The 15658-nt window shown below is 42.9% G+C and carries 16 protein-coding genes; all 16 read right to left on the minus strand.

All coding sequences use genetic code 11. The annotated features are described in order from the left end of the window. Nucleotides 1-8: 8 nt before the first annotated feature. Complete coding sequence (locus LRR81_RS08645; RefSeq protein WP_231788945.1) at nucleotides 9-299, minus strand: hypothetical protein; 291 nt, start codon at nucleotides 297-299, stop codon at nucleotides 9-11. Next, complete coding sequence (locus tag LRR81_RS08650) at nucleotides 300-4319, minus strand: nucleoporin Nup88 family protein (protein ID WP_231788946.1); 4020 nt, start codon at nucleotides 4317-4319, stop codon at nucleotides 300-302. Nucleotides 4320-4556: 237 nt separating this feature from the next. Continuing rightward, on the minus strand, nucleotides 4557-5030 hold the full coding sequence (locus LRR81_RS08655; protein ID WP_231788947.1) for a hypothetical protein: 474 nt from the start codon (nucleotides 5028-5030) through the stop codon (nucleotides 4557-4559). A gap of 11 nt (nucleotides 5031-5041) precedes the next feature. Then, the gene (locus LRR81_RS08660) at nucleotides 5042-5872 is read right to left on the minus strand and encodes a M23 family metallopeptidase (RefSeq protein ID WP_231788948.1); all 831 of its coding nucleotides are present in this window, start codon (nucleotides 5870-5872) and stop codon (nucleotides 5042-5044) included. Between the two features lie 43 nt (nucleotides 5873-5915). Further along, a complete protein-coding gene (locus tag LRR81_RS08665; RefSeq protein ID WP_231788949.1) occupies nucleotides 5916-7139 on the minus strand; it encodes a hypothetical protein in 1224 nt (407 codons plus the stop codon). 11 nt (nucleotides 7140-7150) lie between these two features. After that, nucleotides 7151-7399, minus strand: coding sequence for a hypothetical protein (locus tag LRR81_RS08670; RefSeq protein WP_231788950.1), 249 nt, complete (start codon nucleotides 7397-7399; stop codon nucleotides 7151-7153). A gap of 9 nt (nucleotides 7400-7408) precedes the next feature. Beyond that, nucleotides 7409-8323 carry a hypothetical protein gene (locus tag LRR81_RS08675; protein WP_231788951.1) on the minus strand — a complete coding sequence of 305 codons (915 nt, stop codon included), beginning with the start codon at nucleotides 8321-8323 and terminating at the stop codon, nucleotides 7409-7411. Nucleotides 8324-8335: 12 nt separating this feature from the next. Beyond that, on the minus strand, nucleotides 8336-9772 hold the full coding sequence (locus LRR81_RS08680) for a DUF2460 domain-containing protein (protein WP_231788952.1): 1437 nt from the start codon (nucleotides 9770-9772) through the stop codon (nucleotides 8336-8338). 201 nt (nucleotides 9773-9973) lie between these two features. Further along, nucleotides 9974-11212 (minus strand): O-antigen ligase family protein, encoded by a 1239-nt coding sequence (locus tag LRR81_RS08685; protein WP_231788953.1) that lies wholly within the window; start codon nucleotides 11210-11212, stop codon nucleotides 9974-9976. A gap of 70 nt (nucleotides 11213-11282) precedes the next feature. Then, nucleotides 11283-12809 carry a glycoside hydrolase family 55 protein gene (locus tag LRR81_RS08690; RefSeq protein ID WP_231788954.1) on the minus strand — a complete coding sequence of 509 codons (1527 nt, stop codon included), beginning with the start codon at nucleotides 12807-12809 and terminating at the stop codon, nucleotides 11283-11285. Continuing rightward, nucleotides 12810-13175, minus strand: coding sequence for a hypothetical protein (locus tag LRR81_RS08695; protein ID WP_231788955.1), 366 nt, complete (start codon nucleotides 13173-13175; stop codon nucleotides 12810-12812). After that, nucleotides 13168-13545 (minus strand): hypothetical protein, encoded by a 378-nt coding sequence (locus LRR81_RS08700; RefSeq protein WP_231788956.1) that lies wholly within the window; start codon nucleotides 13543-13545, stop codon nucleotides 13168-13170. Before LRR81_RS08700 ends, LRR81_RS08695 begins: the two co-directional genes overlap by 8 nt. A gap of 54 nt (nucleotides 13546-13599) precedes the next feature. Then, nucleotides 13600-13725 (minus strand): hypothetical protein, encoded by a 126-nt coding sequence (locus LRR81_RS21220; protein ID WP_269448563.1) that lies wholly within the window; start codon nucleotides 13723-13725, stop codon nucleotides 13600-13602. A 20-nt stretch (nucleotides 13726-13745) separates the two neighbouring features. Then, a complete protein-coding gene (locus LRR81_RS08705; protein ID WP_231788957.1) occupies nucleotides 13746-14576 on the minus strand; it encodes a N4-gp56 family major capsid protein in 831 nt (276 codons plus the stop codon). A gap of 14 nt (nucleotides 14577-14590) precedes the next feature. Beyond that, nucleotides 14591-15403, minus strand: coding sequence for a hypothetical protein (locus tag LRR81_RS08710; protein ID WP_231788958.1), 813 nt, complete (start codon nucleotides 15401-15403; stop codon nucleotides 14591-14593). Nucleotides 15404-15531: 128 nt separating this feature from the next. Continuing rightward, nucleotides 15532-15657 carry a hypothetical protein gene (locus LRR81_RS21225; protein WP_269448564.1) on the minus strand — a complete coding sequence of 42 codons (126 nt, stop codon included), beginning with the start codon at nucleotides 15655-15657 and terminating at the stop codon, nucleotides 15532-15534. Nucleotide 15658: the final 1 nt, after the last annotated feature.

The raw sequence follows: 15658 nt of genomic DNA on the forward strand, positions 1-15658 counted from the left end.
AGGGCCGATTAACGGCCCCAGATCATTAATAGTATGAAAAATGCGTAGACACCAACAACAGCTGATATTTGAAAAACTCTGTTTAAGGAGGGCTTATTATTTAAGGTGCGAGCAAATCGCTTCATAATACCCGTTTTAGTTGATTTGAGCAGAACCTTTTTAATAAATTCCCAAATAAATAGAAATGCAATAGCTATGATGAAAAAAGCAATGATACCTGAAACTCCATAACCAAACCCATTCAACGAGTTTAGCAGCAGTCTCCAGCATGCATCAAAAAAACTCTGGAAAGTCTCCAATCACTCACCTCCTTTTTGCCTTGCTTTTTCCTTTTTAGCCTTTCGTTCTGCAAGAATTTCCATATAAGCAGCTAAAGGATTATCTGACTGTTCCACTTTACTAGTCTGCTTTGCTGATAAATCCCTTCTGTCCTTATCGAAATAATCTTTGTATTCCGGAAACGCATATTTACCGAAAATAGCAGCTCTTGCAGTATTGGCAGCATCATCTTTAATCGGAAACTTCATGGTGCCATTTTTATTGTAAACGCCCGGTGTGTCCTGTGGCGCAATCGGATTTTTACCGACAGCTTGCAAACCTTCAAACATCTTTTTCAACTGTGAACCACCGGCAGGGGTTACGATAAACGATGCCGGCTTCACTAAAAATTCATCGGTCGTGTTTGCTTTACCACTGAGTAAACCATTCACATCTGGAATTCCCGCGCCAATCGGGAATCTCCCCCCATTAATAGCAGATGTAAAAGGGAGCGTTTGGAGAACTTGATCCTTTAAATTTTCGGTCGCTTTTAAATTGGTAATTTCTTCATTATTATAATCGTTATAGGCTTTCATTGCTATACCGATTGGATCAAAAGCAGGCCTTCTTCCTGTAGCTTTCTCGTACAGCTCGTTAAATCCATAGGAATATATCGCTAATTGAGCAAGAGCTGAAGCCATTCCTTTTTTATCCGTGGATCTTGGAATATCTTTAAAGATGAACGAAAGCTGATTATTCACTTCTAACTGGAACTGCGTTAACGCTCCGAGAGATTTAGATCCAATTAACGTAGGAACGTCACCTTTTGCTCTTCCGGCCATGATTCGGGATGCCCAATCATCTGCCTGCTTCATTGCTTGTGATTCGTTAAGCCCCTTGCTAATGCCCTCCAGGTACTTACTCCTCACAATGGTTTGTGCTGAGAACATATCGACCGTTTTCATCAACCACATGGATTTATCAACTGTATTATCCCAAGCTGTCCTGTATAGAGGATCCGCACCGATACGTTTTGTGAGAAAATCCGATTTTTGAATGAAACCGTCATTTTTAAACGTGTTCTTCATTGTTTGGAGCATTCCTTCAACAAAAGCCTTTTTAGAAGTGGTTGCAAGCGATTGAGTTAATGGGATATAACCAGTCAAGGCAGACCCAACGTTAGCCCCGATCATATTTGCCGCTGTTCTTCTGCGTATCGTATCGACGAAGTTGTAAACCTTCCTGCCGACAAGACGCTCTGCTGCACGGTCAACCATGTTCTTTTTCCCGGCCAGAGTGTTCGTATAATCCAAAAGCTCAACTACAAAATTATTCAATTTCTCTCCGCCCTCATACTTAGACCGGATAGAGTCCTCTAAGCCCCTGAGACGTTTAATATTTGGCGTATGATGGATGATGTTAGAAATCCCTTCTAGGTAGCTGTCAGCCCCTTCCGAAGCCCCAAAAGCTGTCTCGTCTGATTTTCTTCTCAAAGCATTACCGAAGAAGTTTTTATTCGGACGGAATCGATCAGTCAGACCATTAATATCCGTTGGCAGAGAGTTGTTATTTATATCAAAGCCAATTTCCTTGAAGAATTTTTCAAATTTACTCAAATCTTCATAATGAGGGAAATAGTCTTTGCGATAGTCAATTTCTTTCATGCCGTTTTCTTTTAAAACTTTATTAGCCTGTTTAATCAGAGAATCGTACATGTTCCGATAGTGTTCAGCAGCTTGAGAAACTTTTTCCCACTGAGGTGTTTTATCTTTCAATTCATCTAAAGTAATTTTCTTTTCACCATACATTTGAACAAGTTTATCTTCCTTGCTGCCCGGCTTGATCTTTAAATCTCGAATTCTGTTTCGCTCGGTGTTCAAAAAGCGAATCCGTTTTGCTTCACTGGATTTAACAGGATCAATAAATACTTTCTTCATTACCCCTGCATCTTTCCCCATAATATCTTCGAAGTTTCTCTCCATCGTCTCTCGCTGATACATGATAGGGGCTTTATCTTTCCAGTTATCCGAATTCTGCAACAAATCTTCATATGTGGCATCGTGACCAATTAAAGATTTCTCTTTTTGTACCTTTATTTGCCCTTCTACCTTAGCAATATCCTCTTTGATCGTTGCTTTGGCTGCAGGATCCTTCGTGCTTTTTAGTGTAGCCCTTAAATGGTCAAGCTGTTCTGAAAGAGGTGCTTCAGAATTCATTGGTTTGGGCCCGCTCGGTTTATCTGGGTTGTCCACTCTTTTCAATGGAACATATTCTTCTCCAGCTGTAATCGGCTCGAATGCTTCTTTTTGAGACCTTGACTTTATGAAATCAGTCAATGGGTTTTTAGGTGCAGGTTTTTCGTTCATAAACTTCAGAGTTTCGTCCATTTGATTGTGAATATGGCTGAAATCCGGTTTCTTCGGCGCCGGCATCAATGATTCGAGCGCTTTATTGACCTTCGGATCATTGTGCAGCATGCTTTTCAGGTTCGGTTCAGGGCCAATTGGCTTTGTATACTGTACAGGTGCCTGAGCAGGGCCTATCGGCTGTTCATGCATCGTTGTCTTAACCGCCGGATTGTCTTTGTAAATCCGCTCAACTACTTGATCCAGGCTGTAAGGGAAGTCTTTTGGTGCATAATGGGTGAAAATCTCGTCCAAAGCTTCTTTTGTCAGCTGATTTTCGTCGTAACCCTGCTGTTTAACGTATTTCGCAAAGCCTTCATACAAGCGATCAAAGTCTAACTCCTGCTGCGGCTGATTTGCGAACATCTGTTTAGGCGGTGCTGGAGGTGCTTCAGCTGGCTTTTGGAATCCGCTGAACATTGCTTCGAAGCTTTTTTGTCTTTCTGCTTCCTTAACAGCCTTTGATGCCTGCATATCCCTCAGGAACAGATTCTCAACCTGTTTTTCGAGTGCAGGATCATTGCTTTTCGGAAGTTTAGGGACGGTGATCTTCGGCAACTCTTTCGGGTCCATTGTGAAGCTTCTGAAGGCATCCTCACGGCTCGGATAAGGAACACCTAACGTTTCACCCTTAACCGCCTGCATCTTCTTCAGAGTGTCCTCAAAGCCGTTAAATTCGGTATTAGGGCGCGCTTTGGCGATAGAGTTCTGAATCGCTTCGTATTTAGGAGTAAAGCTGTCTGATTGGACAATTTCATTAAGGTCTTTCTTGCCGGCATTCAGGCGGTTGAAAACCTCGTTCATGAACTGATTTTTCTTGCTGTTGGCTAATTTATCACCGAGCTTCCCTAAACCAGTGTTTAATGCGCCGCCGAGTGCTGTATCAATCGCAATTTCCTTCGCCAGATCCCCATAACTGTGTTCATCAGGGTTAATGCCTTTCTTAATCGCGGCACTCGCTACTCCGAAGCCTGCCCCTGTCGCAGCACCCTCTTTAGCGAATTGAGCCAGCCGTGCAATGCCGGATGTTCCTAAATTTGCGCCAAGTCCAGCAAGCCTTGCACCCGCCAAAATCCCCTCACCCGGTAATAGATACGATGCCATGTCTGTTGCAAAATCAAGGCCGCCACCTTTACCTAAATCTCTGTGAGAAAACGCGTCCTCTTTTTGAACTAAAGAAGGATGCCTCTTATCAACGTTTCTCTTGATCTCAGCAATAGCACCCAATGTAGCGCCATTTGCCCCACGAGAAACCTGTCTGCCGATCTCCTGCATAACAGGATCACGTTTGGTATTGTTCACGATATTTAAGTTTTCATTGGCTGCCGTGAACATGTTCGTATTTGGATCGCCGTCAAACTGGTACTGAACACCTTTCCACCACTGATTAAGAGGCGTGGTAATATCTTCATACCACTGACGCTGTTTCATACCAGCTTCTTTCTTTTTGGCCTCACCCTGTGCTTTCTTCTGAGCAGCTGCGGCCGCTTCATCCTGTTTTCTAGCCTCTATTTTACGAGATACATCTTCACCATACAGGCGGTTTGCTACATCCACACCGGAAACCTTTACTGCCGGAGAAGCTAACTGCTTGGAATCGAGCCACTGGCGAAACTCACCCTGCTCTGATGGATCGGTCACGCCGATCGTATTCATGATATTGGCGAATTTATTTTTATTTCCATGCCCGAAGTATTTGGTTGAGGCACCGCTTAAATAGTCCTGCGTCCACTGGTAGCCACCGCCGCCATCCTCGCTCAGCTTCTTTTTACCCGCACCGTATAGATCAACAGGGAGAGCCCGAACAGGACCAACCGCTGTCCTGTTCGATTTGGCTTTGCCGCTTTTAATATCTTGTCGGTTTTGCAGCCATGAATCAAAATAGCTCATTCATTACCCTCCTATAAATTGCGATCTGATCAGCCAGTTCGGGTTCCGTGCATCAAGTGGCCCTTTCGGTGTAAGAGCGTCTTTTAGGGCGCCCTGGTATGGATCAATCATCTTTTGCTTGTAAGCCTTGGCATTCTCCGTCTGATCCTTATAAGGCCCGAGCCAGCCCATCTGAGGCATTTGACTGTTCATATAGTCATCAAGAGGCGTAGGAGCTGTCTGTGCCTGCTCTTTTTCCTTCTTGAACTGTTCGTATTCCTGAGCCAAGCCGGACGCCTGATCTGCCTGTTCCATGGCGGCCTGCTGATAGTCCTCGAACTGCTTTAATTGGCGGAGGTACATTTCCTTTTCGAATTGTGCCTGTGCCTTTAGTGTCCCTGTCTGACGGGCATTGGAGACGCCCTGTTCATAGGCGCCTTTCCCGTACCGTTGCTCAAATATCTGCTTGTATTTATCCACGTTAAAAGTCGATGCCATGCCGCACCACCTTAATAATATTTGTGCTTATCCCAGAAAGCTAACGCCTTCTCGGGAGTTCCGTACCGGTCTTTAATATAAGCCACAGTATTGATGATCTGTCCCACCGGATCACTTGGCGAGTATTTGTAGCCGGTGATTTTCGAATACTTTATTTGGTTGTCTTTCAAAAGCTGGCCGTACCCATAAGCAGAAGATTTACTGTTTTTAACGTTTGCGTCCCATGTTGATTCGCGACCAATAAGCTCCGTTAATGGAACAATCCAGCTAGAAGGAACCTTGCCTGTCTGAAGTGCTGACGAAAGAGCTCCTTTATATGTCTGATAGCCAGGAGCTTTCGTTGCTTCCTTCCTTGTCTTGTAGGTGTTAGTGTAAGATGATTTTGGTGTTTCACCATAAAGATTATTTATCTTGCCGGCAGGTGCTTTTTTAGGAGAGGAAGAAGATCCTCCTGATAGCCCTTGAAGGAACTTATAAGGATCAATATACTTTCCATTCTCCAAGATTTTCAGATCTAAATGGGCACCAGTTGAGCGACCTGTACTTCCCACATTGCCCAAACTCTGCCCAGCTTGAATGGTTTGGCCTACTTTGAGATTAGGAGGGTTTTTCATGTGAATATAGCGATAATCCCGTCCATCTGTTCCTCTGATAACCACACCGTTACCAGCTGTTTTATTTCCATTGAACACTTGAACCACTTTTCCACCCGCGACTGCCGGTATATTCATACCCATTGCAGAACCGGGACCCTTTTTGCCTGCAAGATCAATGCCCTTATGCCCGTCCGGATGGAGAGTGTCATTTGCCGCAAATGCAGTAGAAACCCTGAAATTAGACAAATAGTAGCTTGCCGCTTGGGATTGCCCGGCCCCGCCGGGCTCATTAGGGTATACCAGGGAGACTCATGCCATTATTTTTGTAGAAATCAATCTCCGCTTGGCTCATACCTTGGCTTGCAGCATTGTTCGAATCATTCTCATACATTCTCCAAGCCATGTCCTCACCAAACTGCTGTTTCGCCCACTCCATATTCGCCTTTTCGGAAGCTGACATATGGTTGTAGGTGTATTCTCTCCACTGTTTCTCCTCCGCGTCAGAACGTCTCTGATACTTTTGAGAGGATTCCCATTGTGAATCGCCCACTTTGTCACGACCCTGCTGATAATCGAACATTTTCTGTTGCCAAGCTCGGTCATATTTAGTCTGAGACTCCCATTTCGCATCCGATGCAGCATCACGACTCCGGTCGTACTTCGTTTGAGATTCCCACTGAGCATCTGCCCGGGCATCCCTGGTCTTTGTATAGTCAAACTGCGATTTCCATTGCGAATCCCCCACAGCATCCCGTGAACGCTGATAAGCCTGATCTGTTGTACGGTTATAGGCATCCATCATCGCTTTGGATCTCTCTGCTTCGAGGGCCATTATCATGGCGTTTTCATCTGCTGGGTTATTCAAATCAGAGATCCGGCGTTGGAAATCATCCATTGTCTGCTGTTCCTGTAGGTTCAGGTTGTTCAGGGAGGTTTGACGGGTATTGTTCTGCGCTACCTGTGCGGTGACGTTCTCTCCGCTTGCTGTCAGGCCGTTGTTCGCCATCATTTCATTGAGTTTCTGTCCATTCTGCAGGTTCACGACATCCGCTTGATTCCTCGCTTGTTGATACTGAGGAGCAACCTGCCCCATTTGCTGATTGATCTGTCCGACCGCTTTATCCCTTGCTGCATAATACTGATCCAGCTGCGCCTGCTTCTGCTTATTAAAGTAATCATCCATATAGGACTTTTGCTTATTCATCAGATCTTCTTGAATCTTATTCTGATCAATCTGAGGAGTCGTATTGTAATTCCATTTATTCGCCACATCGTTGTACTGCTTCATTTGAGCAGCCGTAACGCCTGTATTGTTCTGCAGAGCCTGGCTTGTACGGTTTAAAAAACGCATATCCACGGACTTTGTATAGTCGCTATTTGGATTCGCCTGCCGGTAGGCTCTTTCATCTGCCGCATTAGCGAAGGACGTTGCGGTCGGGTTATTGTAGACCATCCCTCCAGCAGCTTGTGGTTTTACGGTCGGCTGAACTGGTTTTTTAACGATTGTCGCCATTCTTTCACCCCTTACGAGAAGATGATTTGTTTCGATTTCACATTTACTTTGTAGCTTTTATGTTCCTTAAATTGGTCAGAAAAGGCGCCAAATTCAAGGTTTATATAGTCGAATGAATCTCTGTCACGCTCAGAAAGCACTGGAAATGAAAAAATGTCCTGCATATCTGTTGTCTGCAAGACATCGCCCTCCATTTCTCCTTTATCCAGAATGACCTCTCCGCTTGCGTTGTCATAATATATCCGTCTGCCTATTTGCATATAAGCCTCCTATTCACAGGCTATCCAAGAATAATTTCCATCATCAGCCACGGGCATTGTAAAACCGTCTGCCCTTATTTCCTGTCCGCTAGTATAAATCAGCCGTTGATTCCCAAGCGCTACATATTGGATTCCAGATCCAAGAGGGAATACTGAAGTATCAATCATTGCTGAGTTATAAAAATTGTTATTAGCAAGTGGGTTGTTTGTATAGAGCACCGCATAAATAACACGGGGTTTAAACGTCAAATTGTTGACAGTTATACGGAAATTACCACCATTATTAACCCCAGCCGCTACACCGGTTGCCGACTTTCGTCCAGTACTCACGCTGTTGATCTTGGCCGCCAAAGAATCCAGACTTTCCGTGCCTATTGCCGAAGTACCCTTCGCAGTAAGGTTAGCAGCTAGCTTGTTTTTCACATTTTGAACCACTGTTTTCAGATCATCAAAAGATCCTGTAGCCGATGCGGGGGAGCCAATAACACCCGCTAAATTGGTTTTACCGTTATTGGCATTTGTAAAAAGCTCTTTCAGGACCCCTTCAAGGTCTGCAGCTGCAAATAGGTTGGATGCATCAGCCACCGTGATATTGGATGCTTGTTTTGCTGATGCTGCAAGTTTCGCTGATGTGATGGCATTGTCAGGAATTTGCCCCAGTGACACGCTATCAATTTGCGATTTGAGCCATACAAGAAGCCCTTGGAGGGTAGATGGGCTACTTCCGATCGGCGTTACACCGATATTGTCCGCACCGCTTTTGCCGCTTTCTATGCTAGCGAGCTGATCAATCAGATGATTGAGGGCTACCCGCAGTTCCTCGGGTGAATTGTCAAAGTAGGCTTTTAATTCAATGGGATTAAGTGAGGGTTTATCCTCTAAATCACTGATCTTCTTCGTGAAATCGTTTAATTTATCGAACATTTTCTCACTCCTTTACTTCACAGCAGATTGCATTTTGTATTTGATACCAACAGAAAGAAGCCCCAAACTCTCATCTGGCTCCTCGTTGCTGATGACCAGTTGAAAGTGTGTGACCTTCTTTGCCTTGATCTTAGCCATGGTTTCCTGCGGGAATTCGCTCATGATGAAGGAAAATCGGCTGAAATCCATATTTTTAAAGTCGAACAAATCCATCCTTGCTGTTTTGATGATACCGCTCTCCTTTTTATTGGAGATATAACTGAGATTCGCCGAAGTGTTGGTGTCCGGCTTGATGCTGAAGTACACCTTATCAATCAGCTTCTTCATTTCATGAGCACCGAAGGTCATGTGCTTGGACTTCCAATAGGCTTTAATTGCCTTTCCATCGTCATTATACGGACGTTGCTCATCAGGGCGCATAAAACGGTGTATAAGGCCGTCTCTGGAGCTTCCGAAGTATAAGTCTCCCTCGATCTCCAAAAAGCAGGAGGCGGGGATATTATCATAAATCAACCACTCCTGAACACGGTAATCAAAGAGATACACCTTCTCATTAACCGCTATCCAGTATTTGTTGTCGTAATCAAAGGTGATTGCCTTCTCGATGTTCGGTTCTTGTTTCAGCATACTGTCAATATTCTCTGAAAGGTGCAGCACATTGCGCTCATCCCTAACATTTGTTGACTGCAGCATGTAAATGCCTTTTTTTGAGAGCATAACCGGGTTGTTTTCCACGATTTGAATGGAATTAGAAGCAATGGTCCCTACCTGATCGTTTAACGGAATGATCGGGAACGATGCTTCACCGTCAACCATGCTATATTGCATCTTCCAGAGGGAGTTTTCCTTATGAACGATCAAGGAATCGTACTGCTTGGAGAAGCCGACTACCTTTTCAACGTCCATTCCGATCTTGTAGAAGCCGTTTTCCGGCCAATACGTCGGATCATACAGGCCGCTGCGCCATACATAGCTTGGCATATCCGGATTTCCGCTGAAAAACACCCTGGTATCATTTGCGCCGCCATACAGCACCATAAATTTGCACTTTTTGATCTTGGCAGCACTACCGTCTATCGTCTTGTAGGCGGTAATAACGACGTTATTCGTCCCTTTAGCCGAAGATGCAGTGAATGTCACCTTTCCAGCTGCCCGATCCACGGTGAAATCCGTTCCCTCTTTCTTATCCGTGTTGTCCACTCTGGCTTTTACCTCTGTGGCATCCAGCCCTTTGAGCGATAAGGTAAATTCCTTTGATGTCCCGTCGCCCGAAAAGCTATCCTTGAACCCTGTACCAAGCAGATTAAAATCCTCAAAGGCTGTGCCCCCGCCTGCAGGGTCTTTGGATATGGAGACTGTCGGGATATAAGGCTCTACCGCCTTAACGTCTTTTCCATCAAATAAAAGGAACTGCGCCCCATCCATCATGTACATTTTGTCGTTCATCATAAAAAAAGACACCGGGGAATCAGATAGTCCGGTGTACTTCTCTACTGGCCTTACGGCTTCGGTATATAATTCACTTTCCCATGAAAGCAAGTGTGTTCAGCTCCTTTCTTGGAGGCATAACAAAAGAGCCGATGTTAAACACCCGCCCCTTTTTTGTGATGAAATTAGCATTTTAACTTATTGCGTAGTTTGACTTATTGTTCACCATGTAAGTCTAAATTTTCTTTTCTTTAAAGACTTAATAATTTTTTCATTCTTTACTTCAATGACTTCTGTGTTATATATGGGTAACATACAACCTAAAGCTAGGAAGGTAAATAAAATTCTATTATCATTTATATCGCCTGACACATTGGCATTCACTAAGGTATAAAAGAATAGGATTATTAAACATAATTGAGCATTATTAATACCTTTCTTCAATGATCTATAAATGCCAATTAAACTAAAAATGATCAACAATGAAAATATCATAAAGCCAATCAAACCAAGCTCAGATAAAAGTTCTAGAAAAATATTATGAGGATAGCTTCTGATATCTGCACCCTCATAAAAAGTTGAAAAGGAACCTACGCCTTTGCCCCAAACAGGACTAGAATAAAACATTTCCTTTGCCGCAAGAAATCTTTCCGTTCTTCCAGAAGTATAATCTCCCAACAATTCCAACCTTAGTCTAATTGTGTAAAATTGTGGCTTGGACCAGTTAGCGATCAAAAGGATAATGCCAACCACCATTGATGACAATAAAAATACCATACTTTTGATTTTTGTTTTATATCCAGCGGTTAATCTAGTAGAGATTATCAAAGCTAAAATACATGAACTGGCTAGTGAAAGTAAGGGCATTCTAGAACCAGTTTGAAGCAAAACATACACAGTTAAAGATGTTAATACTAATGACAAGAGCTTATACTTTTCTTTGCCTAACAATCGTACTGTTATTAAAATAATTGCTCCAGTTCCAAATAAACGAGCAATACCGATTGAGTTGGATTGACCTAACCTGGTGAAATCCCCAGCAGTATTTTCAAGGTTTGTCATTGAAATAAAACTGACAATTACAGTAACGATAATCCCAATGTTTAGAAACTTTTGCAATGATTCTTTAGTTTTTAAGAAGATAAAAACTCCAACAAAGGCCCAACTTGTTAAAGCGAAGTTAACTAATTTATCCATTCCGTATTCTAAGCTAGAGGTATAGGAGTAACTTAATAGAATTGAAATGAACAACAGCGTCAAAAATGTAATGGGATAAATAGTTGTTTTGCGTAGTGTCGGATTTTTTATTAACTTGTTTATACCTAATATCATTGAAGCTACAAACAATACCAATGTGAGATTTATTGTTAAATTCGAAAAAGTTGTCCTTAATGCCCCTGAGAACAAAAAACTAAAAAAGATAAATTCTGAAGAAAAAACAGTAGTAAAGATTTTTTTCATTGTATTCACATCCTGAAATATACATATTAATTGTATGATATATATTCAGGGAAAAAAAGTAAATATTTTTTTAAGTTTGAGAACCCACAACAACACCGTCGGTATCGCTCGTAGGTGCTCCATTTTTGATTCTTAACTTACCTGTTGCATCCATCCACAGATGATTACTACCCAAAATTAAATGACCGTAGTTCCAACGACCATCAACCTTCCAACTATTTGCATTTGTAACACCGCCAACATTGTCTTCCCATCGAATTATAGCGATATCCGGAGTTTTTGTTCCATCTCCTATTTGAAAACCTGTGTGCTTAATCCCTATTCTTTGGTAAACTTCTCCCGTCTTTTTAGCGATTATTACATCATTATCTGTTTCCATTGTAAAATGTGTTTTGTATTGAAGAGAGCCATTTCTTCCATCTCCTATAAATACCGCAAAAATATCGTTAATTGTTCCGCCGCTTATAAAATCTGTAGTCGGATTGCCTAAAAATCCTGTCATTGATGATGTTCTTGATTTAATACCACCCGTGGGAATATCAATTAGTGTACCAGTAAAGCCAGCAAAAGATGGTCTTCTGATATCTATGTTTATTGCATTAGTCCATTTAAAACAATGAGTAGTTTTTGCTCCGCCCCCAAAGTGGCATCCATCAAATAGTACGTTGATAGCCGCTAATGATGTGGTGCCCAATTCGATTAAATAGTCCACTGTAGAGCCAGTATTTTCAAACCAACAACCGTAAAAATTCAAATTCCGTACTTTCCCTATTTTTAGCAATGTAGCTGTTAACCCTTCGGTGGAAAAATCACAAGCAAAAAAGTTTATTGTGTCCGAAAAACCCAATGAATCTCCATTAATCCCTATAAGAGCTGAGCATTCATTAGCTAAAAATTGACACTTTGTAAAAGTTAAATCATTGTTGTTGGTATTATTAATATCTAGCCCTATTTTTGTTCCTCTAACCGTCAGTTTTCTAAAATCAGCAGAATAACAAGAATCATCAATGGTTAATCCTGTCCCATTGACATTGGCAATGTGAACATTGTCAATTAAACTTTTCCCGAAGCTATACGAAGTATAATGTATCCCCTTAGATGCCATTAATTGCCCATCAATAGCGATATCTTTTAAATTGATTCCATTTTCCGAATCAGGAACATTGACCTTTATAACCGTATTTTCATGATTAGCTACCAATGTGGACTTTCGGATATTTGTATTTCGGTTGTTACCCTGTATAAAGGTGTTAGCTTTAGAAATGACTATTTCACTGTTAATTAAGTACCTCTCTTTTTCTAAAAATAATGATTTATCCTGATTACTATTAATGAATGTGTTTATTACGGCGGAATCATCTGCTGCGTTATCTCCTTTTGCATTAACTTGACCTGACGGCTTAGTCATATTAATGCTATCTTTCAACTGCGCAGTAATATCAACTTGCTTATCATTTAAAACCGCAATTTTATCTTCTTTTGCCTTCAGATCGTTCGCAATCGTCTCAGTAGCTGCCGCCATTCCCTCGATCGTCTGGATCTTCGTATCTTCGGCACTCCATTTGTATAAATTAAGATGTTCTGTTGTTTCAGCCATCTAACCACCCCACGTTTCCGTTAAATCATCATCAGACCACACAGCTTCCGTTTTATTGTTCCTGCTGGGCTTTGCTGTTGTGGTATATAGTTCGTTCCCTTGTGCAAAGAAGAATGTTTCTGTGCCATCCAGCTGCTTATGGACGAACATGCCGTTGATCTTCCCCTGACCCACTGATTTAGGGATAATTCGGCTGTACCCAGTGCGCTTATTCAATGCTCCCCGTTCATCAATGTTCATGTTCAGCATTTCTGGAGACTGAGCTTCTTCAATCTGTGTCGGCGTGACGCTGGCGTTTACCCCTTTAAACGGCTCTACCCGCAGCAATAGAGGATCTGCTTGCATTCTTGCGCTCATTTTAGCCATTGAATCCATTCACCCCGTAAACATCGGTTATAGGCTGGCTTCTCGTCTGCTGTTTGCGCTTTAGCTCCTCATATCGGTCATTGAAGAAAGAAGCTGAGTTAGGATCATCAATCAGCAATAGGTGAGCAGCAAGGCCATAAGGAAGCACTAGTAAGGCTATTCGATCAGATACAAGGAGGTATTGTGATAGATCAGTCTGAATGACCGGTGATTGATCAAGTGGAATCAACTCTGTTTGTAATGTCGTTAAGAAGGTCAGCGCCTTCGCTTTGTAGTAACCGGGATTCTCTATCACAATGTTTCCTGTTTCTGAGACTTCATCAATCAGCGTCATCGCCATGTCAAAGACTTGCTGGCCTGTGACTGCCATTCAATCACCCCTCATATACATAAAAAAAGGGCAGGTTACCCCGCCCTTTACAGATTACTTGCGTTTCTTCGGTTCTTCTTCATTGATTTCTTTCAGGCCTTCTGCTTCAAAAGCAGCAGCATGTGCCTCACTTTTTGCTTCAAGTTCAATACCGTTTTCCGTTACAAAAACTCTTGCCATGTTCCATCATCCTTTCTAAATTAAACTGTTAACCAAGCGTAGACAGCTTTTTTCTTGGAATCCATGATGAACGCATCATAATAGATACGGCCTTCAACCAACCAGCCGTTGATACCAGGAGGATTATCATGCGTCTTATAGTCCTCCAGCTTCTTAGGAGCACACATCGCTGATTTGTGAGTCAGGATGAATGGTGTTTTAGCCGGGAAGTAAGGAGTCGGCATTTTGATAATCGCCACGCCATCAACCTCACCAACCTGGCCTTTCACAAGCATTTCCTGCGCCATGTCAGATGCTTTGATAAAGCTTGGATCTAGTTTCAAGAAGTTGTGGTAAGCAGGTGTTACATAGCAAAGGCGGCTTTCAACCGGTACTTTGTTGTCATCAAGATAAGCCTGACCTTGCAGGAATGAAGTGTAAGCATTGGACGCTGTGATGTTTGTCGCTGTCGGTGTTCCGCCATTAGCTGCTGCAGCTGCTGCGTATTTACCGATGCGGTACATATCAATCTCAGGCACAACGACTTCACTGATCTGACGAGCAAGCGCTTTGCCGGCTTCTTTCACGTTCATTTGATCCGCTTTATTACCACGGTCGATCGTGAAGGAGAAAGAACGATCTTGCGTAAGAGTGTAAGTCGCTACAGTGTCATCAAGCTCAGCAGGCGTACCGTAACGGCCAGAACCTGTCCGAGTGTAGTTGTTCATCGGGGATGTTGCAATAGAGTAAACGTTAATCGTCTTAACGCCGTCCCAATCGTATTCCTGATGCACGTTTTTCTCTGTATAGGATTTAAGTTTAAACCTCTCGTCTACTTTACTTGAATACTTGGAAGCTAAATTAACTGCCATTTATGATTCACTCCTCAATCTACTGAATTAAATCCTGTTAAGAAATCGTCCTCAGCATCGATCTCTTGGGATCCATGCATCGATACGCTTCCGACAGGTGCCCTTTGGGCGTTTTGTTCATTCTGTTTAAATACTTGAAGCTGAGACTGCAGCTGTTGGTTTTGGTGCTCCATATAGGCATAGCGAAGAGGCACACCGTTTGCTTGCGCCTGCCATACTTCTGGAGGGATTTGATCCGGCTTTACACCCGGGAAATGGTCCATAAACTCATGAAACTCAGCAGATTCCTTCTCTTGCTTCTCTTTTGCGGCTTTCTCCTGCTCCCATTGTTCACGGAATTTGCGGGTTTCCAGCATCTCTTTGGCGTACTCTTCCGGAATGTTCTGCTGCACCAGTTCATCAAGCTTCTGCTGCTCAACATGCTGCTGATAAGACTGGATAAACTCAGGAACACTGAGCCCCTGATCCTGTGCGAGGGTTTCAACAAACGAAAGGCGTGGATCCGATTCGAGCTCGTTTAACCGTTCCTGAACCTTGTCATAGTTCATGCCCTTTTGAGCGAGACGGACAGCCTCGTCGTATGGTACTTCCATTTCTTCATGGTTGTATTTAAGTTTGAATAGCTGCTGCTGTTCTGCAGGCGTTAATTCATCTTGGTTCTCAGGCGGTGTGGTTTCCTCTCCTGATTCCTCTGGCTGAATATCATCCTGTTCAGGTGTTTCAGTTTCCTGCTCTTCGTAGTCATCAGGAAGAATCATGTCCTCCTCAGCGAAGAACTGTAAATCCAATCTCAATGGCTCGCTATGGTTGGCGATAGGTGTACTCATGTAAATCCTCCTTCGCTATGGTTGGCGAATTATTATGGGGACTTCTGTACTTCTTTCGTTTCCATCGACCTCAGTACGGACAACGTCCGCTCCCCTAGCCTTTTAACGTCATGCTTAGGACAAAGAAATTATTTTATTTCAATCAATAGCTCATCTAAGATAGCAATCTCTAAAGCTTCAAGGGCTGCCTCGTTCAAAAGCGGAGAGGCGCTGAAGAGCTCATACGCTTTGAGCAAACCATTAAGTCGATCCATT

This window comes from Metabacillus kandeliae (assembly GCF_021166585.1).
Lineage (GTDB): Bacteria > Bacillota > Bacilli > Bacillales > Bacillaceae > Metabacillus_B > Metabacillus_B kandeliae.